Raw genomic sequence first — 24,203 nt, 5'->3', positions numbered from 1 at the left:
GAGCAGCCCCCTCATCTGTTTCAAGTTTTCAGACGGTTCAGTTCTCCATCCAGTATTTCAACTTCATTATCCAGAGATTCGCCACTGCCCCTTAGCCTTTGCGCCAGTTCACGCAGGTCACTGGCGGCGTCACCAATGGCGGTCAGGTTGTGGTTAATTTCCTCGCTCACGGAGTTTTGTTCTTCCGCTGCAGTCGCCACCTGGATCACATGTTCAACAATAGTGTCTATGCGCGTTACGACAGTTGCCAGTGAGTGATCCGCCTCGCGGGTACCCTCAACCGCCATGGTCGCCCGATCGACACCGGCGTTAATAACGCCAACCGCCTGTTTCACGTCCTGTTGCAGCCCATCAATCATCTGGCTTATTTCATCTGTTGATTGCCGTGTGCGCGAGGCCAATGTGCGCACCTCATCCGCCACAACCGCAAAACCACGGCCCTGCTCACCTGCCCGCGCCGCCTCAATAGCAGCGTTCAGAGCCAACAAGTTGGTTTGCTCGGCAACACCCCTGATAACATCCAGAATCCGGTTAATCTCATCACTGCGACTGGCGACATGACCGATAGCCTCGCTGGCCTCAACCATATCACCTGCCAGCGCACTGACACCCTCAACGGCGGAACCAAGAGTGGATTGAGTAAAGCGGATACCGTCCTGTGCCTTGCGCGCATTCTCTGCTGACTCGCTGGCAAACCCGGCGACCTCGCCAGCAGCGGCAGACATCTCATTCATCGCCGTGACCACGCCGTCTACTTCACGATGCTGTCTGGCGGTATTCTCTTCCGTGTCACGGGCTATAGTCCCCACATCCGCTGCCTGCTGATGAACGCGAACATTCACCGCTTTCAGATCGTTGATCATATCCCTCAGACGCCTGAGAAAGGTGTTAAAGCCACCGGCAAGGTCAATCAACTCTGCATGGGTATCAATATCAAGCTCACGGGTCAGATCACCATCGGCGCTGCTGAGATTGTTCATCCGGTCGCGGATTTCATCCAGTGGCCGGACCACCGAGCGAACCACCACAATCAGCAGCAATACCGCCAGAATTGACACGATAATACCGACCAGCAGTTGGCGCTGCGCCGTGGCCGCAACCTCTTCAGAAAGCAAGGTGGTAATTTCATCCAGCTCTGCCAGTGCTGTTGCGCGCGGCAGTTCAACCAGCAAAGACCATTCCCCTCCCGTATCCGTTATATGAACTGGGTAAGAGACCGCCAGTGTTTCACCGTCATCATAACGCCCACCGGAACGGTGTAGCCCCGCCATTTCACTCGCCAGTTCCGGCATTACCTCCGCCAGAGGCCGAGCCAGCGCATCGCTATTGTGGCTGGCCGCAACAATGAGCCCCTGCTCGCTCAATAAGGTGACCCTGGATTGACCGTCATAAAGCTGCTGACTGATCGCTTTTACGGTTTTTTGCAAAGTTTCTAGATTAATATCCACACCAACGACGCCGGCAAATTCTTGGCCATTCATAATAGGAACAACAAGAGTCGTCATCAGTTCAGTGTAGCCCTCTGCAATCTCGTAATTGTAAGGCTCCATTATGCAGGCAGTTTTGGTCTCCATAGGGCAGAGGTACCACTCTGCTTCACGAGCACCAAACTCGTTCAGGGTTTCATCGTATTTCTCTTCAGGATCTTCCACCCGCTCCAGCTGAACGTTGCCTTTGCTATCCCGAATATAGTAAATTTCCAACGTGCCTATATCGGTACTGTGGTCATCAAGGCCGTCGTTAAAGTATCGGTCCAGGCCGTCATAAGCATTCGGCTCAAATTGTGCGTACATAGCACTGAGGTAACCCTCCGATGTCAACACGGCACGCACCGCATCCGATAGCCCGCTGCGACTGACCTGCGATGAACTGCCCGCAGCGATGTTTTCTTCAATAATACTTCCGACCACATCGGGCACTTTGAGCGCGGCATTGAGCTGACCGCTAATTTCCTCCCCATACTCACCGGCGGTAGCGGACAGACGATCCATTACAATCCTCTGTACCAGCTGACTGGTTTCTGACACTAGGCGACCTTCCATCTGGCTGAGCGACACTTGTGCTGTTATTACCATGCTGACACCCATCACCAGCAACAAGCTGATAACGAACACGTACAGTTTGAACTTGAGCGATAATTTTTTCATATCCCAGGTAACCTTTCGGGCGTTAATAGAGAAGTGTTGGTTTCGTGTAACGGGGCGTTGCCTTAGTTATTGTGGTTATTGTGGTTCTCGTGCCCGCGCATAATCGTGACTAGTAGCCCTGGAGTCTGAGTTTTCTTAGAAAAAGAAATGCCGAATCATTTGCGCCAAAATCAACACGGCCATCAGCGGGAAAATGAACCGCGTGAGGTTGCCATAATCACGCGATTCACCGTTCGGCGCATATTTCTCAACCAGCGGCAGAATAACGATCAGCGCCACAAACAGCGCCGCCAGTATGATCAGTAGTGTTTCCATAATAAAAGTCCTTGAATACAGGATGTTGGTGGAGACAGATGTCAAAAGTAATGACCAAGAGTGTTTATCGTATATAATCGCGCGTTTTTGAGGGAAGAAAATGCTCAAAACACCCTATTACCTGATCGATAAAAGCAAACTTCTGCGCAACCTGGAAATCATTGCCCGGGTGCGGGAAGAATCCGGTGCCAAATCCTTGCTGGCGCTCAAGTGCTTTGCCACCTGGGGTGTCTTTGACTTGATGCAGGCGTACATGGATGGCACAACATCTTCTTCTCTCAATGAAGTCAAACTGGGTAAGCAAAAATTTGCAGGGGAAACACACGCCTACAGTGTCGCCTACGCTGATGATGAGATTGAAGAAGTTCTGGCTCACAGCGATAAAATCATCTTTAACTCCATCAGTCAGCTGCAGCGCTTCTCTGAGTCATCTGCAAACAAAACCCGGGGACTGAGAGTCAATCCCGGTGTCAGCTCCTCGGATTTCGCCCTTGCCGATCCGGCCCGCCCGCACAGCCGCCTGGGTGAACACGACCCGGAAAAAATCGCTGGCATTCTGGATCAGGTCTCAGGCTTCATGTTTCACAACAACTGTGAAAATGCCTCCTTCGAGCGCTTTGATGAACTTCTGCAAGTAATCGAAACACGTTTTGGACACCTGCTGGAAAAAGTCAGCTGGGTCAGCCTGGGTGGTGGCATTCACTTTACCGGAGAAGGCTATCCTCTGGAGCGTTTCTGCCAGAGACTGAAGGCCTTTGCTGAGCGATATGCTGTGCAGGTTTATCTGGAGCCCGGCGAAGCCGCCATCACCAACTCTACCAGCCTGGAAGTCACCGTTCTTGACCTGCTCAACAACGACAAAGACCTGGCGATTGTTGACTCATCTATTGAAGCTCACATGCCGGATCTATTGATCTACCGGGAAACCGCAAAACTTAAGCCCAACCGTGGTAATTACACGTATCAGGTTTGCGGTACATCTTGCCTGGCCGGTGATATTTTTGGCGAATTTCAGTTTGAAAAGCCCTTGCAGATCGGTGACTGCCTCTCTTTTCAGGATGCAGCCGGCTACACGATGGTCAAGAAAAGCTGGTTTAACGGCGTGAAGATGCCGTCTATTGCGGTTAAACAACTGGATGGGCGTATCGAGCTCGTAAAGTCGTTTAACTATGAGGATTTTGTGCAGGCATTGTCGTAGAGTTTGCCGTGGGCGGCCTGAACTGACAACATCTTGCTCCCAACAAATGAACAGTGATTTTAAAATTGGAGTTGTGTCTGGAAATGAAAAAAAATGTCTTGATTATCGGAGGTGGGGGCGTTGCTCAGGTGGTCGCCCATAAATGCGCTCAGAATAACGACGTTCTGGGCCAAATCACGCTGGCTTCACGTACTCAATCCAAGTGTGATGCCATTGTTAAAAGCGTGGAAGAAAAAGGCAGCATGAAAGTGCCCGGCAAAATTCAAACCTTTGCGCTGGATGCCCTGAATATCCCCGCCACTGAAGAACTGATCTATCAGACAGAATCTCAGATTGTTATCAATGTTGGCTCGGCTTTCATCAATATGTCGGTGATGACCGCCTGCATCAATACCGGCGCTGCGTACCTGGACACCGCCATTCACGAAGAGCCGGATAAGATTTGCGAAGAGCCGCCCTGGTACGGTAACTATGAATGGACGCGCAAGGATGAATTTGCAAGGGCCAAGACCACGGCCATTCTAGGTGTGGGCTTTGATCCGGGTGTCGTTAATGCCTATGCCAAGCTGGCGGTTGATGAATATTTTGACACGGTTGATTCCATCGACATTATCGACATCAATGCCGGGGATCATGACCGTTATTTTGCCACCAACTTTGATCCCGAGATCAACTTCCGTGAATTTACCGGGCGCGTTTGGTCCTGGCAGAATCGCCAGTGGACCAAAAACAAGATGTTCGAGAATAAGCGCACAGATAATCTGCCTGTGGTGGGTGAACATACCAGCTACATGACCGGGCATGATGAAATTCATTCACTGTCCAAAAACCTGGATGTGCCCAACATTCGTTTCTGGATGGGTTTTGGCGAGCACTACATCACGGTATTTACGGTACTCAATAGTCTGGGTTTACTTTCTGAGCAACCCGTGAAAACGGCAGAAGGCCTAGAGGTGATTCCCTTGAAGTTGGTGAAAGCAATTTTGCCCGACCCTTCTTCCCTGGCACCGAATTACACCGGTAAGACGTGTATTGGTGACCTGGTCAAAGGTCAAAAAGATGGCAAGGAAAGGGAGGTCTTTATTTTCAATGTGGCCGACCATAAAGACGCTTACGAAGAAGTGGGCAGCCAGGGCATTTCCTATACGGCAGGTGTTCCACCGGTAGCTGCCGCCCTGTTGATTGCCGATGGCACCTGGGATATCGGCACCATGGCCAATGTGGAAGAACTGCCACCCCGACCTTTTCTGAACCTGCTTAACCAGATGGGCTTGCCCACTTGTATTCGTGATGAAGCCGGTGAAAGGCCGCTGACTTTTTCCTGAGTTATTTTTAAATAAAGACAAAAAAGCCGGCTATTGCTGGCTTTTTACTGTTTAGGCTTCCAGTAAACAGGGCTGTGCCTGTCCATGCTCAGTCTGTTAATCACAGCCGGCCGTGCAGCCACCGTCTCCGTTGAACGCGATAGTGCGTCCGCTCAAAGGAACATGCACAGGCACGTTCACCAGCTCTTTGAAACGGGCGGTTCGCGAGCCCTGCTCCAGCTTACCTCCTGAAGTTGCCGGCTCATTGGCATGGGAAGCAATAACGGCTTTCGGCTCAATCAGTTCATTGATCACGTAGGCTGCTTCTTTGGGCCCGGTGGTGTAGGTGTCCCCAATATTCATTACCACCAGCTCGGCACCGTAATAGTCTTTCACCACCAGTTTCTGCTCGGCCGTAATGCCGGTATCCCCCGACAGATAAACCACCAGGCCGTTTGAGAAAGTCACCACGTAACCGGTTGGCGGCCCAACATCGGCACTAACGCCTGCGGCTTTCAAATATTCCGCCAGCGGGCCGGTAAGAAACGAGGGTGAAACCCCGTTGCTGTGAAACGCCGGCACGGTCGTAAAGCGCACGCCACCCACTTCCTGCTCCCCGCCAAAGCGCACCAACATGGAGTTGGCGGGGTCGCCGCCGGCGGCTTCAAGTTTGGCGGCGAAAAATGCCGGCATTTCGCTACCGGTTACAATCTTTGCCTGCTTTTTCACCGCAATGTCTACGGTGTTTGACTGCGGCAAGGTCACCACCGGGAACTCCGGCCCACCACACGTGCCGGCGTTCGTCTCCTTGATACGGCGATCCCCCACGTGGTCGCCGTGCATGTGCGACACCAGAATCACGTCGATATTGCCGAGGCGGGGGTCATCAGGGCCGGCTACGGTGCGGCCAGCGTCATAAAGAATGCGGGTACCGTTGGGGTCTTCAAACACCATGGCCCGGTCCAGGGCACAAAACTCGCCATCGTGACTTCCAAGGGGCGTGACTTTTACATCACCTTCTGCAGCCATTCCGCCAGGCACTAAGCCCAACGACAGGCCCAACGACAGACATAGCCCACCAGCAAGTCTTTTCAAAGCTCCGAATTTCGATTGCGTAAACATGAAATATTCCTTCCACGTGGTTTTTGTGCGACTGGCAACAACAGTTACGACAACGCAGCCGTCACCTATCAGCATAGGCTATGCTAGACAGGTTCTTAAGATAAGGGACAGATTTAAAATCTGTCCCTGGTTCCCACTTTTCAATCGCATCAACAAGGCCGCCAACACCATGCCCACCCACAACAACGATACAGTCAGCCAGCTGCTTGAATTGCACGTGAAGCATGAGGTTGCCTCACTGAAGGGCGCAAAGCTTCGCAAGTTTTTGAGGCAGGAGGTTAGTGAGCTTCTTGATCACGCGGGCAATATCACACTGAATCGTATCGCTTCGGAAAACCAGGTGGCAGAAACCCTTCAGCGCGTTGTTGTGAATATGGAGCTAGACGCAGGCGTTCCAGAGCTGGCGGCTGAGATGGCAACCGAAGTTCTAAACGCGCCGATTCAGGAAACAACCACTTTGGGGGAAATTGTCACCCAAGACCAAGTGACCGGCTTTCTGGATGCGACGCTAGAACTAAGGCACCAACGTGAGCGGATAATCAGTGAGATTATTGCACACCCGATTTACCAGGAGCTGATTTCAAACATGGTGTACCACGGCGTGGTTAACTACCTGTATGAAGACAACCTGATTACCAAGTCGGTGCCCGGCATTGGTTCGATGATGAAATTTGGCAAGCGCATGGCGAACAAAGCTGTGCCAGGACTTGATGAAACATTTGAGCGCCGTTTGAAAGCGTGGCTCGCAGAGAGCCTGCCCGGGCTGATCAGCCGTAGCGAGCAATTTTTGCAGGGCGCGATATCAGACGATGAAGTGCGCAAAACGGTTTTGGCTGCCTGGGAAGATGTGGAAGATAAAACGCTTGCCGAGCTTCAAGGAGGGCTGGGCGCTGTTCAGCTAAAGGAGTTTGTGGCGCTGGGCTATGAGTTTTGGCTGCAGTTCCGGAAAACCGACTATTTTGACGGCTGCACCCGAGCCGTGGTTGCGCACTTTTTTGTAAAGTACGGTGACCGACCACTGACCGATCTGCTTGACGATCTGGGCGTTACCCGTGAAGTCATCATGGCAGAAGCGGACGCCTGGGCCATTCCGGTGATAGGCGTGCTTCAGGATGAGGGTTATATCGAGGCCCTGATGCGGCGGCGGCTATCCGCTTTTTACAAATCCGCAGCGGCACGCAAGGTTCTTCAGCCGAAGTCCTAAAGATAAGGGACAGATTTGAAATCTGTCCCTTGTTGAATTGACTGTGCCTCGTCGCAGCGTTCTATTCCGGTAGTGTCGCCGTTACCTGAATGGATTCATACCAGGTGGCCAGATCCTCAATCTCGGTATCCGTCAGATTCTTGGCAACCACGGTCATCATTTCATGCTCTCGCTGACCGTCACGAAAGCGCTTGAGCTGGAGCTCAAGGTAGATCTGACTTTCGCCGGCGATGTTGGGTGCAATGGGAATTTTGGCAATACCATCAAGGCCGTGGCAGGTCTGACATTGTTTTGCCAAAACCTTGCCTTTACCGGGGTCACCCGCATGACTGGCGGGAGTGGCGATGACCATAATAGCAGTCAGGCCGAGAGTGAACAGCGGTGCCGAATAGCGCATAAAATATCAGTCCTGGGAATAGGCCAGGGGCATTACCGCCCCTGGCATCGATACGAACCGGGCTAACTTAACCGGCCGCTGTTACTCGCCGGTGTAGGCAATCCGATAGATAGCGCCTGCCAGGTCATCTGACACCAGCAAAGAGCCGTCTTTCAGTTGTGCAACATCCACCGGGCGCCCCAGATACTCGCCATTATCCGTGAGCCAGCCTTCGGCGAAGGGACGGGGCTCACCAGTCATGTTGCCCTCAGCGTCTACGGGAGTGAACATCACCCTTGCACCGACCGCTTCGGTGCGGTTCCAGGACCCATGCTGGGCCGAGAAAATACCACCCTTATACTCTTTCGGGAACATATTGCCGGTGTAGAACATCATCCCCAGGTCTGCTGCGTGCGCAATGGTCTTGCTAACAGGGTAAACCACATCGGCGGGCGGCTCATCCCCCTTGTATTCAGCTGTGCGAACCTCGCCACCCCCGTAGTAGGGAAAGCCGAAATTCTGACCCTGCGCGGTCTGCCGGTTGATTTCGCCCGGTGGTATATCATCTCCCATACCGTCTACCTGATTGTCGGTAAACCAGAGATCGCCGGTTGCAGGATTGAAGTCCTGGCCAACGGAGTTACGGACACCCAGAGTATAGACTTCCCGGCCAGTACCATCCTGATTTATGCGAATAATGCCGCCGAGCCCCTTAGACTGATAGTCATCCCACAGATTTTTGGGTGGCACATTGTGGGGCTGCCCCAAAGAGATATAAACCTTGCCGTCTGGCCCCACATCGCAAACGCGCGCAGTATGGTTATAGCTAACGTATTCCTCTGGAATCAGCTGACCACCGGCGATCAGCTCTGCGGCGACAACATCCGTGCCCTCATAGAAAAACTCTGCTGCGGGGTAGGCTAGAACGCGGTTTTGCTCCGCAATGTACAAGACACCCTGAGGGGAGAAGCAAGGCCCGTTGGGTACTTTCTTCGAAACGGATGGCGCAAAATTTTTCACCTCGTCTGCTACCCGATCTTTGTCCCGATCAGTAACCACCCAGACTTCTGTTTTGCGCGTACCCACAAACGTCGCCACCCCCTGAGGACCCACTGCCATATGACGGGCGTCAGGCACCAGAGCATAAAGGGTGATCTCAAAGCCTTTGGGTACTGAAACATTTTTCAGTATGTTGCGGATAGCGTCCGCGCTGCTGCTATTCTGATCAATGGTGGTGAATTCGGAATCGCCCGTGACCTTGAACTGCCCAAGTGTCTTCAGCGTCTCGTCGGTTGTTCCCTGCGCCTGAATCTGTGTGGCGACAAGCAAAGTAGTAAGAATCACTAATGGTTTTTTTATCATTGTAAGTGCTTCCGCTGTGTGGTTTTTAACCAGTCTTCGAGATCTGAGTTAAGGCGTCGGCAACATGGGTGTCAAGAATTCACGGTGAATAACTGGTCAGACCACCTATATGACCTGGGCTCGAACATTCAATGAGAGAAATTGAATCTGCCTATCCATGAAATCAGACCGTAGAGCAGGCACCCGTTTTACCAGGTAGGTTTGTTTACGCTCATTAGAGCCGTAGGCGTGCAGTGCACTGATAGCAACGTCTGTAGCACCGCCGGGTAGCCCCCTGCCAGCCAAATACACGGTGGCAAAAAAATCAGGTTTTGCTGTACTATTCCGAAAATGGCGACCGAAGTATTTAGCATTCCCAATAGCGACAGGCCCAATATGAAAGTGAAGAGCACGGGTAAAAAGGCGCTGCAAAGCTTATCAGCCTTGGTCACATTTATTATTCAAAGTTCGCCTTGAAAAGCACCCAGCCTTCACCCTCCCTGACGAGTGGCTCAGTCTTAGCCCACATGATAAGGCTATCAATCCCGGCATCAATGGGAATGGTGTTCAACACCTTGTACAACCTCACAGACATCTGGTTCGCGGGCTACCTGGGCGACGATGCCCTGGCGGGATTATCAATAGCTGGCAGCGTGTTTTTCCTCTTACTCTCCATTGGTCTCGGGATACAGGCGGGTGCGTCCGCCATGATTGCGCCGGGAGTTGGGCGAGCCGACATAAAAGGTGGCACAGAGGGTGGCACAAGTGAGGTCAAGCGCTGGATCGACAACGTCAGCGGAATAGCGATTGGATTCAGTCTTATATCATTTTTGCTAGGCGCTTTGGCGGCGCGACCATTGGTCGTATTACTGGGAGCAGAGCCGCACATTGAGCCATTAGCCATGGAGTATTTGTGGGTAACTTTGGCAGGCTCTATCGGCTTCACGCTCTCTTTTGGTGCCGCGGGTGCTTTGATGGCCCTGGGCGATACTAAGTCCAACCGCAACGCACTGGGCATTGGTTTTTTTGCGAACTTTGCATTAAACCCACTTTTCACGTTCGGCCTTGGGCTTGGCGTGACGGGCATAGCGTTAGCGACCGTTATTATTAAATTGGCGACTGCCTTTTACTTGTTACGGGTGCTTGCTAAACGGCTGAACATACGCATAAGACCGGCGTTCGACTGGCCTCGGTGGCAAGCTTTGCTCAAGCAGGTGCTGCCAGCCAGCTTCAATACACTCACCATTGTTCTGGGTGGCTTCATTACCGTGGCGCTCATTGGGCAGTTTGGCAGCCATCACGTGGCGGGTTACACCGTGGGCTTGCGACTTGAACAACTTTTATTGTTGCCCGCACTAGGCTTAAACAGTGCGGTTATGGCGATTGCCGGCCAGAACCTGGGTGCGGGCAACAATTCGCGTGTGGCCGAAACTTATCAAAAGAGTTTGTTAATCGGACTGGCTATGGCACTGGTTTCAATACCTGTTATGTATTTTTTGTCTCCGCTTATGATGGGTTTTTTCACCGACACCGATGCCATCAAGAACACCGGCGTAACCTATCTCAGGATCGATGCTTTAGCGTTTTATGCGTATGTGGTTTTGTTTCAAAGCGTGGCGGTGCTGCAGGCAATGCGCAAGCCCATGTTCCCGATGTACCTTGGTATTGCGCGGCAACTGGTGATACCTGCGGTTATTAATTACGTGCTGATTGTGCTTTGGGGCTATCCCATGGTTTCCATGTTCTACACCATCGTGATTGTGGTGATGGTCAGCTCTGTGGTTGCGCACTTTTATACTAAGCGGGAAATTAGCAGGCTACCTCGGACTGGTTCGCTCCCGCGCCGACTCTCAACCCAGCAGACTAAGCCCAAACCAAAAGGCCGAAGCCCCCACGATTAAGCTATGCCTGTCCAGAGTTATTTGTCCCGCCGCCCAGGTGAGGCCTTCCGTTGTACGATGAATGTCTCCGGCGAGAATAACCACATCCGCGGCCACATCAGGCAGATCGCGACCTTCCTGAAAACACTCAACGTGCAAATCCGACAATATTCGCAAACGCACAGTCTTATCTCCTTGGAAAACCTGGATTCTGCCGATCTTAAAATTTAGTCCAAAACTATTACAGAAAATAAATCTGCCCCGGTTTTCTCGTTCGCGGGCTCACTCAGAAGTTGCCAGCGTGCGGCTGCGGCGATGACCTTCTCAGCGTTTTTTCTGTGATGTTAGTTTGACCCGACAAGAGGCAGGCTCATGTTGCGCACCTGTAATTGATCGTCGGTGCCAAGTTACTCCTCTATGCGGCGTCATTCGAATATACTCCTTATATGGCCACATCTGACGTTAATCTCCACCTACGAAGCTATGGTAATGAAGGAAAACAACATTCCCATGGCCACCACCAATTGGTGTTGCCCCTGCTGGGTAAGCTTTCGCTGTCTATAGACAAAACCGAGGGTGACGTTGAACGGAACCGGGCCGCTATTATTCCGTCCGGAAGTGACCACGGGTATTTTGCATCCGAAGAAAATCGATTTCTGGTAGCTGATGTACCAGAGGCCCTTGCACCTGCATTGGAGCGGCTCCCCTTCTTTGTTGAGCTGGATTCGGCATTGCTTCACTACGTCCAGTTTCTGCACTCCCAACTGGTAAACGGTGCGGTGTCATCTCACACACAGCATCAGATGTTACTGTTGTTGATTCAACTTCTACAGGAACGCCACGGCGACAAACTGAACCTGGACCGGCGAGTATCTGCGGCGAAGCAATTTATTGACGATAACTTCCACAAGAAAATTAGCGCCGCCGAACTCGCGACTGTTGCCCATCTGAGTATTCGTCAGCTTAATGAGTTGTTTCGTAAACAGATTGGCATGACTCCTCACCATTACCTGACCGAGCTACGTATGCAGGAGTCCTGGCGATTACTGGAACAGTCGGATCTCAATATTCAGCGAATTGCTGACGCTGTAGGGTACGGCTCACTGTCGTCTTTCAGTGATCGCTTTTCCTGCCACTTTGGAAAACCACCAAGTCATTTTCGCCGAAAATCGAAATAACGCTGCCGTAATTAGAAAGCAGACGACCCTCGACTGATCATAAACTTCGTCCCCTGTAGGTTATGAACTGATTGTTTTCAGGGGAAGTCATGGCAACCATTATTGCGGCGACGTGGATAGGCTCGATCTCTGTATTTTTGTGGGGAACGCTTGCGTTGTTGACCAAGCTTTCCGGTGGGGACATTCCGGAATTTCAGCTGATGGCGATGACCTTTGGCATTGCATTTCTATTGATGTGCGTTCGCTGGTTCCGCGCTGGCCATGGTGGGACCCGGTATTTACGTCAGCCACTTTTGGCCTGGTGCATCGGGGTTGGCGGTCTGTTCGGTTACCACTTTGCTTATTTCAAGGCCATGACGCTGGCTCCGGCGATAGAGGTGAGTTTGCTTGCCTATCTCTGGCCGTTGTTTATCGTTCTGATGTCCTCATTTTTGCCTGGGGAGTCCTTGCGAAAACAGCACGTTATGGGTGCCATGCTCGCCCTCCTGGGATGCTGGTTGTTGATCGGAAGCAATAGCAGTGGTTTTACTATGGGCAATCTCGACGGTTACTTGATTGCCTTTAGCTGCGCGTTGATCTGGTCGTCTTACTCCGTTTTGTCCCGGCTGGTAAAGAGTGTACCGACCGATGCAGTAGGCTGGTTTTGCGGTGTGACCGCTGTTCTGGCCCTGCTGTGTCACTTGGTGTGGGAAACAACGGTATGGCCAACGGGATGGGTGCAATGGGCTGGCGTGTTGGGTCTTGGTCTGGGACCGGTCGGTATCGCTTTTTTCACGTGGGATTATGGAGTGAAGCACGGCAACATCCAGTTGCTTGGTACTCTGGCTTACAGCGCTCCGCTCATTTCAGTGGTATTGCTGATCGTCGCGGGTTATGGCAATGCCACCGGTGCGGTTCTCGCCGCCAGTGTTCTGATTGTGCTGGGTTCCCTGATCGCCGGTAGTGCAAAGCGTCATCCGCTGCCCGAATCTGAAACCGTTTATTGATCAATCTTTGTTCTGGAGGAACTGAATATGATTAGTTGGGATGACTTTGAAAAGGTAGAACTAAGGGTTGGTACTGTCATCGAGGTAGAGGATTTTCCTGAAGCACGAAAACCTGCCTACAAGTTGAAGGTGGATTTCGGTCCTGAGGTCGGTGTTCGTAAATCCAGCGCACAGCTCACTGAGCTATATGACAAGGAAACGCTTAACGGCAAGCAGGTGCTCGCCGTCACCAATTTTCCTCCCAAACAGATCGGTCCGTTCGTGTCTGAATGTCTGGTTACCGGAGTGCAAACAGAAGTGGGTGCAGTAGCATTGGTAACTCCGGATTTCCCGGTCGCAAATGGCAAGAGGCTCTTCTGATTATTGTCAGCCTGAAACATTGGGCAACACCATTGCTGGCTAGCGTTCGCAAATAGATTGGCCGTATATGCTTCTCTCTTTGAGAGTCCGGCCATCATTAGTACGGTGTGCTGGCTGACACTTACTTGTTACCCAATTTTTTTGGCTCAAGCTAGATACTGAGATTTTTACAGTAACCATAGAATGGAAGTGCCAGGAGGGAAGGCCTCAGCCGTACACGCAAAGTTACGCTATTTTTGTGCATTTGCTTCGAAAATAATCGTACAAAAGCAGCTAAGCAATACATTCTGTTTAGCTCGGCTTGTGTGCTTTTAATACATGGAGTTAGACAATGAAAAATAACACTTATTATGTTGGCAAAGATGGAAGCCAAATAATGAATACTGATAATTTCAGTAAAGAAATTGTTAGATATTTAAATTATGAGCAAGCATACATATCAAAAATTTTATCTAAAAACATATATGGAACTTTAATTGAGCTGGGGTGTGACGAGGTTAGACTTTATGATTGTAGCGCCATGAACGGGGTTAACTATATTGGCGTAGATATTCGAGACAGCCTTAAGCCATGCATCGATGAATATCTTTCAAAAAATAGTCATGTTGAAGGTAAATTTATTAACTCCTGCTTATCTGATTTTTATAAGCTACTAAATATTGAATTAGTCCCTATTTTGTGTGTATTTTCATTTAATTTAATTGGGAATTTAAATGAATGTAAGTCTCAGATACACAATTGCTACACCCATGGCTTTGACGTTGTTATTTCCCAATTCAACACGACAGATAAGGCTAAAGAAATCAGGCTTGATTATTACAAAAGATGTGAAATCTCACATATTTTTTTAAAGAAAACTGACGAAGGCGATGTATTTAGAGGCCTAGATTTTGAATCTAAATCTTATACTAAAAGCTTTATTATTGAAAGCTGCACTAATGTAGGTTTCAAGCATATTGATAGTTATGAATCTGAATTGATTTCTATTCATTATTTTTCAAAGAGCGCTGGCGATGAATGAAATATATCCAATTTTATGGCTTTAATTGGTGTTTTGCCATGGAACTTCACGCCAACAATATAAAAATTGGTGTAACTATTCAGCTCAAAAAAACTGCGAAAGTTCTTGACAGGGTTTTTGCTTGAATCTTCCCGCTTTATCGGCATTCGTACCGATGCCACCACGCAGGCCATAGCCGACGGCATAAGGTCTGCTGAAGGGCTCTACTAACCGATTTCGATCACGGGACGGCCTCAGCTTTTTAATCGCCTCAGAATGGCCCTCAGAGCCAAAAATGTCGCTCTGAAACCCCCTGCGATAATGGACGCCTCACAAAGCCATCCAGGTGCGGGCAGACATTGAAGATAGAAAATATTGACGTTGATTCGGCGATCGGATCCGTCAAAAAACTTCTCGAGAAAGAGCGCGATCTGTCGCCTTCACTCAAGGCAGCACTGGAGGTGTTGCTCCTTTTGGTGGCGATGCTCCTCAACCGCACCACACTCAATAGCAAAAACAACAGCAAGCCGCCCTCCTCAGATCCGAACCGAGAGAAGTCCTCCAGAAAGGGGGAGCGCACTAGAAAGCCTGGTGGCCAGAAGGGGCGTATCGGAACGACCTTGAAGCCAGTCAATGACCCGGATGCGGTGAAGGAACTCAACGTCGATCGACGCTCTCTGCCAAGAGGGCGGCAGTACCAAGAAGACGGTTATGAGTAAGCGCCCTTAAATCGACCCACTTGCCCTCAGTCGATCTGCGGCACTTTTTTTGAGGCCCGCTCCATTGTTAAACTATGCCTGTCCAGAGTTATTTCTCTACAACACCGAACCTTATTCCGCAACGGACATTCGGTGTTGCGCGTACTGGCCGGCGATGAACCGCCTGAGCAAAAAATGTGCGGCATCGAAGAGGTCGACGCCGCCATCAGCTTTCATAAAGGGGCTATTGAGGAGGATTAATTAATCCGCAGTCGCGAGCTTTTGCATACCTGTGCTGTAAGCAACCACGGCGTCGTTTACGACCTCTTTTGAAAAGCCCATCTGGGCCTCAATACGAATGGTGCCGTTCGCCGCTTGTGTGACATCGTGTGATCCAATACCCAGTGTGCGCTCAAGCACTGTGACCCGCTCATTGTGCTGTAAATCAATCACATTAATTTTTCGGCTACCCGCTTCCTGAACAACAGCGTATGGCCCTTGGGGCGATGTCATCCAGTCAACACGCCAGAAATAATGCCCACGATTGCGTGTGCCATCTTGGCGATACAGGCTTTCATAGGAATCAAACGACGTGCACTTGTTAACAAGGTCATTTTGTCGCGTGCAGCCACGGCCAACAGAAACATCTTTATCGTCGGTGCTAATGTCCAGCTTCACCACATCGCCGGTTTGCGCGTTCCAAAGCATATAACCATCGGCCTCAGACAACCCTACCGTCTCGCCCAGCGACCCCATAAGATTTGTAAGCCCGGCGATACCCTTGGTTTCGCCTTCATTCTTTTCGAGCAGCAAATAACCGGTTGAGCCAAAATCACCTTTTTGCATAGCCGTAACGTGGTAATTATCAGGAGCCATAACCGATGTCACCGGATTGCCCGGCTTATAATGGAACGCTGAGGTGTTGCGCGTGATCAACACGCCCTCAGATGTAAGAGTAATATCGTCGCCGGTCAGCTTTTTATCCGTTACGGAAGTAAAAGAAATATTCTCTGCGTTCCGCACTGCGAAACCAAGCGTTACAGGCTCGGACAAATTAGCGCTGAATAAATACTTGACCGTTATCTGGTTTTTTCCAGTCTTCAGGGAATAAACAATATCTCCGGTTAACGCATTGGCTGTGAATCCCGTAATCTCGCCTTCAGGATCGAGATACGCAGCTCCACCAACTATTAACCCATCACGCACGCGTCGAATTTCAAGCGATGACTCGCCTCCACCCACCGCCGTAATCCGATCAGCAAGCTCCTGCTCGCTCATCGCGTTTACCGGCTCTGCGTGCTGAATAGGCTTCGCCGCTTCGCGCTGAAATGGCTGCGGGGTACCGGCGCTCATCCGCGCGATGAAGGCTTTTTGCATTTCCGCCACAAGCGCCTGTTGTTCGGCCGTCATTGGCCGCTGCGAACTCGCACAGCCCGCCAGAACACCCATTGCGACGAGCACAACTAAAGCCTTTGTTTTCATATCTCTCTCCTTAGTCAGAGAAAAGCAGGTTCATTGGTTTGGGCGGAAAATAATATAGTGCTTTTAGCGGAGTCGCCTCTCGGTTTTTGTAACGTTTTGTTGAATGCCTCATGCAAAAACACATATTGACTGTGCCTGTCCGTTATCAGATCTTTAGAGTCCCCTGAACGGCATAGGCGCATGTATGCCAATCGGCATAGATGATTTGAATCACTTCTAGTTTGAGAGTATGGACAGAGAGTACGGACATGCCTGTCCATTACGAAATTGTAGCCTTTGGGTTTTGGTGGGTTGATCGCGGTGGCGGGGAATGTTTTTTCTTGGAAATGGAACTCGCTGCGCTCAAACACCCATTTCTGGCGAAAAAAATTCCCCACCACCCCGCTCTGTTTTGCAAAGTTGATATCGTTTTACTGACTTGATTCAAACCAAAAAGCCGGAGCAACTTGCTCACCGTAGAACACATCGCCCCTAAAAAAGCCACGCGGTGCGTGGTTTGATTCAAAACGCCGGGATTTAGGCTCACGCCGCCCAGTGATCGTCTCCCATATCCATCAGGCTGTCCTTGCCGCTTTCGATGTCGCTTAGCAACCAGTGAATTTCCGGCAGCAGCTTTTCAAAGTAAAAGCGGGCAGACACCCGCTTGCTTTCCAGCAGAGGCTTGCTGCCCTCACCGGCTTCAATCTGCTGGCCGGCAACGTTGACCATGCGTGACCACATGTAACCGATAACCGTTAGGGCCTTCAGACGCAGGTATGGCGTGGCCGCGGCGCCGGCCTGCTCCGGACCTTTTGGAGCGTTGGTTGCCAGCCATAGGGTGGCTTTTCCCAGCATACTTAAAGCGCCTTTCAGATTCAGTTTACGGCCCACCAAATCCAGCGCCTGTATGCCGTTTGTGCCTTCATAGATTCGCGCAATGCGGCTATCGCGAACCAGCTGCTCCAGCGGCCAGTCGGTGGTGAAGCCCGAACCGCCAAGCACTTGCAGGCCGATGTTCGTATTGCTGGAACCTTCGTAACCTTCACAGAGCCTGTCACAGCCTTATGCCATGCTGTGCGTGCCAGCCGTCGCGGCTGACAGCAATGAAGAAACCGCATTATTGGCCACCACCAGCTACCAAAGCATCCTGGCACTGTTTCAGGGCCAGCCACTGTGGCTAAAACCTCCGGTAGAAACCATGGATGGGCTCTGGAGTCGTGAGGAAGAAGCCGGTGTTCGGGGCTTCCTTGATCTGCAAGTAAAGGGCGACTGCGCGACCGTCAAAAGCCAGCTGGAAAAACTTCTCACCACAGTGAAGGTGGATGAATTGATGTTTACTGTGGATCTTTATGACCCTGTAAAGCGGCGCCACGCATTGGATATTCTCGCCTCAGTTAAAGCGGACTGATGCCCAGAGCGGCGCGCCGCTCTGGGCGCAAAGAAGTCAGGTTTTGCGGGGGTCCGTTTCCGCGACCATAGGTTGTTGCAAATTATGGTCCCGGAATGACAACAAACTCTCGATGCCCTCAAAATCGACAAGGGCCCGGAAATCCAACCAGTCGATCAGGCTGAACAGACAGATTGACGGATAATGCCAGTCTGTGAATTCGCCCGCATCCACCATGGCTGACAACGCACGCAAGGTCGTCATGATGCGTTCGCGCTGAATGTTGTAAAACATCGCATCCTGCTCAATGTCGAGGCCGGATCGTTTCGACAACAGCATCGTGACACAGGAATCGTTGGCCGCATCAATCAACGTTAGCTGGTTTTCCTGATCCCAGCTCGGGGCGGCGATGCCCAGCTTAGCCCCAAGATAGCGAGCGATAACCCGGGAATCGTATATTTTCTGGCCGTCATCATCCAGCATCGGAATTTTGAGCGCCGGGTTATTTTTACGCAACTCGTCTCGCCCCTCGCCGTAGATATCCAGGTTCACAAAATCATAAGGACGGTCCGCCAGCAGCAGCCGGGTGCGTCGGACATAAGGGGATGTGGTCGAGCCAAGCAGCTTCATGGAGCCTCCAATTAATCGTGTTATTGTATTAAGTGCCTGTATCTAAACTCGTAGCGCCAGACCGGGCAACAGGCAGTCCCGATAATATGGCACGGAGCGGCCACTTATGAACAGTGAACAATCAGGCCTTACAATAACCAAAGCAAAAGGATCCGGACAATGAACATGATACAACGGCTCGCGCTTACCGCGGCGACCTCTCTCGTTTTCACTACTGCAGCCTTTGCCGAGATAGTGTCTGAAACGGTGGAGTATACCGTCGATGGTGATTCCTTCACCGGCTACATGGTGTATGACGACGATATTGAGGGCGAGCGCCCGGGAATACTGGTAGTTCACGAGTGGTGGGGCCACAACGAATTTGTCCGCAGCCAGGCCGAAAGGCTGGCTGAAGAGGGCTATACTGCGTTTGCACTGGACATGTACGGCACCGGTAAGCTGGCCGAACATCCTGACGACGCCAAGAAGTTCATGCAGGCCACCATGGGCGACAAACAGGCACTCGAAGCCCGCTTCCGCGAGGCCATGAGCATTCTGCAGGACCATGAAACGGTCGACGAATCCCGGATTGCGGCCCAGGGTTATTGTTTTGGTGGTGCTGTCGTGCTCAACATGGCACGGCTCGGCCTCGATCTTGACGGCGTCGTCAGCCTGCACGGATCACTGGGTAGCGACATTCAGCCCGAACAGGGCGCAGTTACGGCTCGGATTTTGGCCTACACCGGTGGCGCTGATCCGTTCGTTCCAGTGGAGCAGGTCACCGGCTTTGTCAGTGAAATGACCAAAGCCGGTGCAGATCTTAGCCTGACTGTGTTCCCCGGCGTCAAGCACTCCTTCACCTCCAAAGCGGCTGACGATACCGGTGAAAAGTTTGGGTTGCCCATGGCCTATAATGAAGAAGCCGCAAATCGTGCCTGGGAAGGCACAATGGCGTTCTATAGGGACATCTTCGCCCAGTAGTCTTTCGTGCGCAGCAGGGAGAGCGCTGAATCCGGCCGGATTCAGCGCTCTCCACCACCACCTACTACGCCAGCGGTGATAAACATCACCCCAGTGTAAATCGCGGGTACCAGCGACATCGCGTAATTGTTCAGCATACCCAGCGCCAACAACATCGACAGGCCACTGTTCTGGAGGCCAGCCTCCAAAGTGATCGAAATGCTTTGCTGACGATTAAGTGCGAACAACCGGGCGCCATAAAAGCCAATAAGCACGGTCGAAAGGTTCAGCAGCACCTGCTTGCTCCGGATCTTTTGGAGCCTTGGTCGCCAGCCATAGAGTGGCCTTTTCCAGCGTACTTACAGCGCCTTTCAGCTCATCGCGATGGGGTGCTTCCGGGTTGTCCTTTAGGTAGCTCTCGAATACGCCAAACAGGGTGCGCACAAGCTGCCCGCCTTTCAGGCTCAGTTTAAAGCGCGCTTCATTCATCCTGGTAAACATGGCGCGCATGCCATCATTGGGTTCGCCCACCATCCAGCCTTTGGCATTCTCAAAATTGATAACACAGGTCGCGGGGCCTTTAATGCCCATTTTGTGTTCCAGGCCGCCACAGAACACCGGATTGCGCTCGCCAGACTCCGGCAGAACCTTGGGAACTATAAATAGAGAAATGCCTTTTGTGGTGTCAGGCGCGCCGGGCAGTTTTGCCAACACCAGATGCACAATGTTGTCGGTTAGATCGTGTTCACCGCCGGTAATCCAGATTTTAGTGCCCTCAATCGCGTAGCTGCCATCTGCGTTGGGCGTAGCGCGGGAGCGAATCAGGCCCAAGTCGGTGCCACACTGGGATTCCGTAAGTCACATGGTGCCCGTCCACTCGCCGGATACCAGTTTTTCCAGATAGGTTTGTTTGAACTCACCGGAACCGTGGGCATGCAGTGCACTAATAGCACCGTGGGTCAGCCCCTGCCCGCCAAACTCCACCGGCGCATCCTGTGCGTTCCAGCCACCTTCTACAAACTTTTTGTAGGCCGGCTTGAACACTTCAGGCGTGGTTACGGCGTGGGTTTCGGGGTAGTAATGGCAGCCTTCGCAATCACCGGCCTGGTTGGTCGGCTGAATCACTTCGGCCGCCAGTTTGCCGGCTTCATCAATAACCGCAGAAATCAGATCCGGTGTGGCATCGGCGTATTTTTCCAGCTCATGAAGCCGGTCTACGCCCAGTACATCAAACAACAAAAACGAAGATCATTTGCCGGGCCTGGTATTTCATGAGCACTCTCCTCAATCGGGTTCTTTGGTCTTATTGTTCAGCGTCAATTCATACGACTGTTTTAATTTTGTGGTTCACCGGTCTATGACGTATTTATGCTCGCCCAAGATCCGCTTTTCCGCGCAGGGCTGATCTGTGTCTGTACGTGATCAGGCTGTGTCATAAAAGTGTCATCAAGCAGAACCAAACGCCTGTTACCCTGTAGGTCTCAATTCACTGGATTCAATACAGGAACAGGGCGGCAATGAGGATTATTGCGTTCTATAGTCCCAAGGGCGGAGTTGGCAAAACGGCGGCGGCAGTGAACGTTGCATACCTTGCAAGCAAGGACAACTGCCAGACTCTATTGTGGGATCTCGACCCTCAGGGCGCCTCCAGCTTCTATCTTTCCGGCGCCGAGCCGCTCAAAGGCAACAAACTCTCCAAGCTGCTTGAGGGCAAATCGCCCATCGCCAAATTTATCCATAGTGATGTTTACCCCCGCCTGGATTTTATCCCGGCACACTCGAGTTTCCGCAACTTCGACATCAAGCTTGATCAGGAAACCGATGGCAACCAACTCAAAAAACTGCTTGCCCCACTCTCCGAAGAAACCAGCCTGGTGATTCTGGACTGCCCGCCTACGCTGTCACGATTAACCGAACAGGTACTGGAAGTGGCAGACCAGGTTTACGTGCCACTGGTGCCTACCTGGCTGTCTATGAACAGCTGGAACCAGCTGCACGATTTTGCCAAGAGCAAAAAACTGGGTGTTAAAAAGCTGCGCCCGTTTTTCTCTATGGTCGATCGCCGCAAGAAGCTGCACCGGGAATTGGTTGAACGTGGTTCGGAGCTGACAGGCAACTGCCTTAACGTGGCAATACCCTACGCAAGCGTGGTTGAGCGTATGGGCGAAGAAGGCCAGCCTCTGGAAAAACTGGATGCCAGAAGCGCAGCGGCCGGCGCTTATCGCCAGCTTTGGACCAGTATTAAAAAAGACCTGCGGTGAAATCGGGTTATGCACGCCCAAACCAAGCTGTGCCTGTCCATACTCACGCTCTGCTATACTCAAACACACCACCACCACCCGCAAATCCGCCGCTGGAAAACCAGCGTAATATGCTTAAGAGCATGGGTAACCCCGGAGGTATTTCGAGATGCCAATCAGCGCAACGGACTTTCTGAAGAAGCACGGCTACGACGAGGAAGAAAAACAGGACCACAGCCTGCAACATAACGCGAAGGAGCATGCCCGGCACCTGAAAAAACCCCATGCCGGAACGCCTCATGACTGGGAAGACTGGGAGCGTTATAAGCTGGAACATCCGGATGAGGTGGAAGACGACGACACAAGCGAGAAATAGGCGTTTTAAAGTCCTCAGCGAACCATTACTTCATGACTCAACTTATTCGCTGCCTGCTTGTGACAGCTATGTTGGCGCTGACGTCCGGGCCGGCGGCGGCTGGCGCTACTCCCGATGAAAATGCTGCCTGGCAGGCACTGAAAGAAGGCAAGGCGCTGCTGGTACTGCGTCATGCTTTGGCGCCGGGCTTTGGCGATCCGGAATCTTTTCAACTGGAGGACTGCAGTACCCAACGTAATCTGAACGCAGAGGGCCGCAGGCAAGCGCGGGCGTGGAAGCCTTTTCTGGCGGCGCGGGGTATTAATGAAGCCCGGGTGTTCAGCAGCCAATGGTGCCGGTGCCTGGACACAGCGAACGGGATGGACACGGGCTCCGTAACCGAGTGGCCGTCGTTAAATTCGTTCTTTCTGGGGCGTGGTGATGGAAGGCTGCAAACCCAGCAGACCGTTAAACAAGTGAACGAGATGCCGCCGGGCAAACCGGTGATTATGGTGTCGCACCAGGTGAATATTACCGCACTGGCGGACGTATACCCGTCGTCAAACGAAGGGGTCATCATTTCGCTGCCGCTGTCAGAGAACCCCAAGGTTTTGGCTCGCGTATCGCCGTCGGATTGACACCTCGGAATCTCATTTTCCTTTCCATTACCTATTGTTCTGAATTGATCGTGCCTGTCCAAGATATCCACGATCGAATTATAGCGTTCAGAAATGGACTCTTGGCGCAAAAAGGCGTTAAATTATCACTAAGTACTACCAAGTGATACGAGGCTTACTCATGGCAACATCTCTCAAAATCGACAACACACTAAAAAGCCGCGTTCATCACATCGCCAACCAACGCCGCCGCTCTCCGCACTGGATCATGCTGGAAGCCATACAGCAGTACGTTGAGCGCGAGGAAGCACGCGAGAGTTTCAAGCAGGAGGCCTTAGCGTCTTGGTCAGCCTACAAGGAAACCGGCAGACACCTGACCGGCCAAGAAGCTCGCGCCTGGTTGAATACTTGGGGCAACGATGATGAGAAGGCGGCGCCAGAGTGCCACGAGTAATCATCACCGAAGGCGCTGCGAAAGGTCTGGAACGATGCCGCAAATTCTTAGCCGCCAAAGCCCCGGAAGCCAGTAGGCGGGCAGGACAAACCATCGAACGGCACTTCCTGTTTTTGGAAACAGCCACGGGTATTGGCCGGCCGTTCGCTGAAATGCCTGAATTGCGCGAATTAGTTATTGCCTTCGGGAACTCCGGGTATGTGGCCCTGTACCACCATGAACCGGCCGACGATGCAGTATATGTTCTGGCCTTCCGGCACCAAAAAGAAGCGGGCTTTTGATAGATTAATTTGTGCCGGTCCATGATCAGATTTCAGGGGACGAATCCGTATTCGTTGTGCCTGTCCATGATCAGATGGTGATCAATCCAGTAGTCGCCGAACACAAAAGTTGCGAGATGCAAGGTTTGAGTATCTTTGATAATATATGACCTGTTAATAGGTCTCAGGAGGTTCGTCCATGACTCAACCCATTTATACCGAAATTGCGGCTAGTATCTCGGAGTTAAAGAAAAACCCAATGGCAGCTGTTAGTGCCGGCGAGGGGTTTCCCATCGTTGTTTTGAACCGAAATAAACCAGCATTCTACTGCGTGCCAGCGGATGTTTACGAGGCTATGCTGGATCGCCTGGACGATCAAGAATTGGCTCGCCTGGTGGAGTCGCGCCGATCAGAACGCAGCATCCCGGTGTCCCTGAATGAGCTCTAAGTACGCTCTAGAATTCAAACCCTCTGCCCTTAAAGAATGGAAGAAGCTCGCACCGGCGCTGCAGGCTCAGTTTAAGAAAAAGCTCAAACAGCGGCTCGACGATCCTCACGTGCCGCCAGACGCCCTATCCGATCTCAAGAACTGCTACAAAATCAAACTTCGCAGCGCAGGTTACCGATTGGTTTATGAGGTCGAAAACGAGCGCATCGTTGTAACGGTGGTCGCCGTGGGCAAGCGAGAGCGTGGTGCGGTGTACAGTCGGGCTCACCGACGAATCTAAATACCAACTTCCTGTCCCTGTCC

26 protein-coding genes and 3 pseudogenes are annotated in these 24,203 nt (G+C 51.7%); 18 read left to right on the top strand and 11 right to left on the bottom strand.

Annotated elements, in window-relative coordinates; genetic code table 11:
* Positions 1-20: 20 nt before the first annotated feature.
* Both MIH19_RS05190 and MIH19_RS05185 read right to left on the bottom strand, forming a co-directional pair.
* Positions 21-2,147, bottom strand: a complete 2,127-nt coding sequence (locus tag MIH19_RS05190) for a methyl-accepting chemotaxis protein (RefSeq protein WP_249007855.1) — start codon at positions 2,145-2,147, stop codon at positions 21-23.
* 135 nt (positions 2,148-2,282) lie between these two features.
* Positions 2,283-2,462 carry a hypothetical protein gene (locus MIH19_RS05185; RefSeq protein ID WP_249007854.1) on the bottom strand — a complete coding sequence of 60 codons (180 nt, stop codon included), beginning with the start codon at positions 2,460-2,462 and terminating at the stop codon, positions 2,283-2,285.
* Between the two features lie 100 nt (positions 2,463-2,562).
* On the opposite strand from MIH19_RS05185, the gene nspC reads away from it, so the two are divergent.
* Both nspC and MIH19_RS05175 read left to right on the top strand, forming a co-directional pair.
* The gene (gene nspC / locus MIH19_RS05180; RefSeq protein ID WP_249007853.1) at positions 2,563-3,660 is read left to right on the top strand and encodes a carboxynorspermidine decarboxylase; all 1,098 of its coding nucleotides are present in this window, start codon (positions 2,563-2,565) and stop codon (positions 3,658-3,660) included.
* A gap of 83 nt (positions 3,661-3,743) precedes the next feature.
* The gene (locus MIH19_RS05175; RefSeq protein ID WP_249007852.1) at positions 3,744-4,985 is read left to right on the top strand and encodes a saccharopine dehydrogenase family protein; all 1,242 of its coding nucleotides are present in this window, start codon (positions 3,744-3,746) and stop codon (positions 4,983-4,985) included.
* A gap of 96 nt (positions 4,986-5,081) precedes the next feature.
* Here the strand turns inward: MIH19_RS05175 and MIH19_RS05170 are convergent, their stop codons facing one another.
* The gene (locus MIH19_RS05170) at positions 5,082-6,086 is read right to left on the bottom strand and encodes an MBL fold metallo-hydrolase (protein ID WP_249007851.1); all 1,005 of its coding nucleotides are present in this window, start codon (positions 6,084-6,086) and stop codon (positions 5,082-5,084) included.
* A gap of 169 nt (positions 6,087-6,255) precedes the next feature.
* On the opposite strand from MIH19_RS05170, the gene MIH19_RS05165 reads away from it, so the two are divergent.
* Complete coding sequence (locus MIH19_RS05165) at positions 6,256-7,290, top strand: hypothetical protein (protein ID WP_249007850.1); 1,035 nt, start codon at positions 6,256-6,258, stop codon at positions 7,288-7,290.
* A 61-nt stretch (positions 7,291-7,351) separates the two neighbouring features.
* Here MIH19_RS05165 and MIH19_RS05160 read toward each other — a convergent pair whose 3' ends face one another.
* On the bottom strand, positions 7,352-7,687 hold the full coding sequence (locus tag MIH19_RS05160) for a cytochrome c (RefSeq protein ID WP_249007849.1): 336 nt from the start codon (positions 7,685-7,687) through the stop codon (positions 7,352-7,354).
* A gap of 81 nt (positions 7,688-7,768) precedes the next feature.
* Positions 7,769-9,028 carry a PQQ-dependent sugar dehydrogenase gene (locus MIH19_RS05155; protein ID WP_249007848.1) on the bottom strand — a complete coding sequence of 420 codons (1,260 nt, stop codon included), beginning with the start codon at positions 9,026-9,028 and terminating at the stop codon, positions 7,769-7,771.
* 539 nt (positions 9,029-9,567) lie between these two features.
* On the opposite strand from MIH19_RS05155, the gene MIH19_RS05150 reads away from it, so the two are divergent.
* Positions 9,568-10,908, top strand: coding sequence for an MATE family efflux transporter (locus MIH19_RS05150; RefSeq protein ID WP_249007847.1), 1,341 nt, complete (start codon positions 9,568-9,570; stop codon positions 10,906-10,908).
* Between the two features lie 30 nt (positions 10,909-10,938).
* Here the strand turns inward: MIH19_RS05150 and MIH19_RS22520 are convergent.
* A pseudogene (locus tag MIH19_RS22520) lies at positions 10,939-11,070 on the bottom strand (metallo-dependent phosphatase); the annotation flags it as partial.
* A 263-nt stretch (positions 11,071-11,333) separates the two neighbouring features.
* On the opposite strand from MIH19_RS22520, the gene MIH19_RS05145 reads away from it, so the two are divergent.
* From MIH19_RS05145 to MIH19_RS05125, 5 genes and pseudogenes are all read left to right on the top strand, one after another.
* The gene (locus tag MIH19_RS05145) at positions 11,334-12,065 is read left to right on the top strand and encodes an AraC family transcriptional regulator (protein ID WP_249007846.1); all 732 of its coding nucleotides are present in this window, start codon (positions 11,334-11,336) and stop codon (positions 12,063-12,065) included.
* 89 nt (positions 12,066-12,154) lie between these two features.
* Positions 12,155-13,051, top strand: a complete 897-nt coding sequence (locus MIH19_RS05140; RefSeq protein ID WP_249007845.1) for a DMT family transporter — start codon at positions 12,155-12,157, stop codon at positions 13,049-13,051.
* Between the two features lie 21 nt (positions 13,052-13,072).
* Positions 13,073-13,411, top strand: coding sequence for a tRNA-binding protein (locus tag MIH19_RS05135; RefSeq protein WP_249008948.1), 339 nt, complete (start codon positions 13,073-13,075; stop codon positions 13,409-13,411).
* Positions 13,412-13,742: 331 nt separating this feature from the next.
* On the top strand, positions 13,743-14,432 hold the full coding sequence (locus MIH19_RS05130) for a hypothetical protein (RefSeq protein WP_249007844.1): 690 nt from the start codon (positions 13,743-13,745) through the stop codon (positions 14,430-14,432).
* A gap of 338 nt (positions 14,433-14,770) precedes the next feature.
* Positions 14,771-15,124 (top strand): annotated as a pseudogene (locus tag MIH19_RS05125) (DUF6444 domain-containing protein); the annotation flags it as partial.
* 246 nt (positions 15,125-15,370) lie between these two features.
* Here the strand turns inward: MIH19_RS05125 and MIH19_RS05120 are convergent.
* Together MIH19_RS05120 and MIH19_RS05115 are read right to left on the bottom strand one after the other, a co-directional pair.
* Complete coding sequence (locus tag MIH19_RS05120) at positions 15,371-16,486, bottom strand: hypothetical protein (protein ID WP_249007843.1); 1,116 nt, start codon at positions 16,484-16,486, stop codon at positions 15,371-15,373.
* Between the two features lie 627 nt (positions 16,487-17,113).
* Positions 17,114-17,572: an acyl-CoA dehydrogenase C-terminal domain-containing protein gene (locus tag MIH19_RS05115; RefSeq protein ID WP_249007842.1), complete on the bottom strand. Its 459-nt coding sequence runs from the start codon at positions 17,570-17,572 to the stop codon at positions 17,114-17,116.
* Positions 17,573-17,639: 67 nt separating this feature from the next.
* On the opposite strand from MIH19_RS05115, the gene MIH19_RS05110 reads away from it, so the two are divergent.
* Positions 17,640-17,978, top strand: coding sequence for a hypothetical protein (locus MIH19_RS05110; protein ID WP_249007841.1), 339 nt, complete (start codon positions 17,640-17,642; stop codon positions 17,976-17,978).
* 36 nt (positions 17,979-18,014) lie between these two features.
* Here MIH19_RS05110 and MIH19_RS05105 read toward each other — a convergent pair whose 3' ends face one another.
* A complete protein-coding gene (locus tag MIH19_RS05105; RefSeq protein WP_249007840.1) occupies positions 18,015-18,587 on the bottom strand; it encodes a glutathione S-transferase N-terminal domain-containing protein in 573 nt (190 codons plus the stop codon).
* 159 nt (positions 18,588-18,746) lie between these two features.
* On the opposite strand from MIH19_RS05105, the gene MIH19_RS05100 reads away from it, so the two are divergent.
* Positions 18,747-19,547: a dienelactone hydrolase family protein gene (locus MIH19_RS05100; RefSeq protein ID WP_249007839.1), complete on the top strand. Its 801-nt coding sequence runs from the start codon at positions 18,747-18,749 to the stop codon at positions 19,545-19,547.
* A gap of 41 nt (positions 19,548-19,588) precedes the next feature.
* On the opposite strand, the gene MIH19_RS05095 is transcribed toward MIH19_RS05100, so the two are convergent.
* Together MIH19_RS05095 and MIH19_RS05090 are read right to left on the bottom strand one after the other, a co-directional pair.
* On the bottom strand, positions 19,589-19,774 hold the full coding sequence (locus tag MIH19_RS05095) for a hypothetical protein (protein WP_249007838.1): 186 nt from the start codon (positions 19,772-19,774) through the stop codon (positions 19,589-19,591).
* A gap of 226 nt (positions 19,775-20,000) precedes the next feature.
* Positions 20,001-20,711, bottom strand: a pseudogene (locus MIH19_RS05090) (acyl-CoA dehydrogenase family protein); the annotation flags it as partial.
* A 332-nt stretch (positions 20,712-21,043) separates the two neighbouring features.
* Here MIH19_RS05090 and MIH19_RS05085 point away from each other — a divergent pair.
* The 7 genes from MIH19_RS05085 (at position 21,044) to MIH19_RS05055 (ending at position 24,180) form a co-directional block, all read left to right on the top strand.
* Positions 21,044-21,787 carry a ParA family protein gene (locus MIH19_RS05085; protein WP_249007837.1) on the top strand — a complete coding sequence of 248 codons (744 nt, stop codon included), beginning with the start codon at positions 21,044-21,046 and terminating at the stop codon, positions 21,785-21,787.
* 148 nt (positions 21,788-21,935) lie between these two features.
* Positions 21,936-22,142: a hypothetical protein gene (locus MIH19_RS05080; protein WP_249007836.1), complete on the top strand. Its 207-nt coding sequence runs from the start codon at positions 21,936-21,938 to the stop codon at positions 22,140-22,142.
* Positions 22,143-22,174: 32 nt separating this feature from the next.
* Entirely contained in the window at positions 22,175-22,759 is a 585-nt protein-coding gene (locus MIH19_RS05075) for a histidine phosphatase family protein (protein WP_249007835.1), read from the top strand.
* A 160-nt stretch (positions 22,760-22,919) separates the two neighbouring features.
* Positions 22,920-23,192: a CopG family ribbon-helix-helix protein gene (locus MIH19_RS05070; RefSeq protein ID WP_249007834.1), complete on the top strand. Its 273-nt coding sequence runs from the start codon at positions 22,920-22,922 to the stop codon at positions 23,190-23,192.
* A gap of 26 nt (positions 23,193-23,218) precedes the next feature.
* On the top strand, positions 23,219-23,473 hold the full coding sequence (locus tag MIH19_RS05065) for a type II toxin-antitoxin system RelE/ParE family toxin (protein ID WP_249008947.1): 255 nt from the start codon (positions 23,219-23,221) through the stop codon (positions 23,471-23,473).
* A gap of 178 nt (positions 23,474-23,651) precedes the next feature.
* Positions 23,652-23,900 (top strand): type II toxin-antitoxin system Phd/YefM family antitoxin, encoded by a 249-nt coding sequence (locus MIH19_RS05060; protein WP_249007833.1) that lies wholly within the window; start codon positions 23,652-23,654, stop codon positions 23,898-23,900.
* Positions 23,890-24,180, top strand: coding sequence for a type II toxin-antitoxin system RelE/ParE family toxin (locus MIH19_RS05055; RefSeq protein WP_249007832.1), 291 nt, complete (start codon positions 23,890-23,892; stop codon positions 24,178-24,180). Before MIH19_RS05060 ends, MIH19_RS05055 begins: the two co-directional genes overlap by 11 nt.
* The last annotated feature ends 23 nt before the right edge of the window (positions 24,181-24,203 follow it).

The sequence above is a fragment of the Marinobacter sp. M1C genome (assembly GCF_023314135.1).
Lineage (GTDB): Bacteria > Pseudomonadota > Gammaproteobacteria > Pseudomonadales > Oleiphilaceae > Marinobacter.
Note: the sequence above shows the minus strand (reverse complement) of the source record. Positions and strands in the feature narration are given on the sequence as shown.

Coding starts and splice junctions, on each gene's coding strand:
- MIH19_RS05190 (WP_249007855.1), bottom strand. CDS start 2,147: ATGAAAAAATTATCGCTCAAGTTCAAACTGTACGTGTTCGTTATCAGC.
- MIH19_RS05185 (WP_249007854.1), bottom strand. CDS start 2,462: ATGGAAACACTACTGATCATACTGGCGGCGCTGTTTGTGGCGCTGATC.
- nspC (WP_249007853.1), top strand. CDS start 2,563: ATGCTCAAAACACCCTATTACCTGATCGATAAAAGCAAACTTCTGCGC.
- MIH19_RS05175 (WP_249007852.1), top strand. CDS start 3,744: ATGAAAAAAAATGTCTTGATTATCGGAGGTGGGGGCGTTGCTCAGGTG.
- MIH19_RS05170 (WP_249007851.1), bottom strand. CDS start 6,086: ATGTTTACGCAATCGAAATTCGGAGCTTTGAAAAGACTTGCTGGTGGG.
- MIH19_RS05165 (WP_249007850.1), top strand. CDS start 6,256: ATGCCCACCCACAACAACGATACAGTCAGCCAGCTGCTTGAATTGCAC.
- MIH19_RS05160 (WP_249007849.1), bottom strand. CDS start 7,687: ATGCGCTATTCGGCACCGCTGTTCACTCTCGGCCTGACTGCTATTATG.
- MIH19_RS05155 (WP_249007848.1), bottom strand. CDS start 9,028: ATGATAAAAAAACCATTAGTGATTCTTACTACTTTGCTTGTCGCCACA.
- MIH19_RS05150 (WP_249007847.1), top strand. CDS start 9,568: ATGGTGTTCAACACCTTGTACAACCTCACAGACATCTGGTTCGCGGGC.
- MIH19_RS05145 (WP_249007846.1), top strand. CDS start 11,334: ATGGCCACATCTGACGTTAATCTCCACCTACGAAGCTATGGTAATGAA.
- MIH19_RS05140 (WP_249007845.1), top strand. CDS start 12,155: ATGGCAACCATTATTGCGGCGACGTGGATAGGCTCGATCTCTGTATTT.
- MIH19_RS05130 (WP_249007844.1), top strand. CDS start 13,743: ATGAAAAATAACACTTATTATGTTGGCAAAGATGGAAGCCAAATAATG.
- MIH19_RS05120 (WP_249007843.1), bottom strand. CDS start 16,486: ATGCAAAAAGCCTTCATCGCGCGGATGAGCGCCGGTACCCCGCAGCCA.
- MIH19_RS05110 (WP_249007841.1), top strand. CDS start 17,640: ATGCTGTGCGTGCCAGCCGTCGCGGCTGACAGCAATGAAGAAACCGCA.
- MIH19_RS05105 (WP_249007840.1), bottom strand. CDS start 18,587: ATGAAGCTGCTTGGCTCGACCACATCCCCTTATGTCCGACGCACCCGG.
- MIH19_RS05100 (WP_249007839.1), top strand. CDS start 18,747: ATGAACATGATACAACGGCTCGCGCTTACCGCGGCGACCTCTCTCGTT.
- MIH19_RS05085 (WP_249007837.1), top strand. CDS start 21,044: ATGAGGATTATTGCGTTCTATAGTCCCAAGGGCGGAGTTGGCAAAACG.
- MIH19_RS05080 (WP_249007836.1), top strand. CDS start 21,936: ATGCCAATCAGCGCAACGGACTTTCTGAAGAAGCACGGCTACGACGAG.
- MIH19_RS05075 (WP_249007835.1), top strand. CDS start 22,175: ATGACTCAACTTATTCGCTGCCTGCTTGTGACAGCTATGTTGGCGCTG.
- MIH19_RS05070 (WP_249007834.1), top strand. CDS start 22,920: ATGGCAACATCTCTCAAAATCGACAACACACTAAAAAGCCGCGTTCAT.
- MIH19_RS05060 (WP_249007833.1), top strand. CDS start 23,652: ATGACTCAACCCATTTATACCGAAATTGCGGCTAGTATCTCGGAGTTA.
- MIH19_RS05055 (WP_249007832.1), top strand. CDS start 23,890: ATGAGCTCTAAGTACGCTCTAGAATTCAAACCCTCTGCCCTTAAAGAA.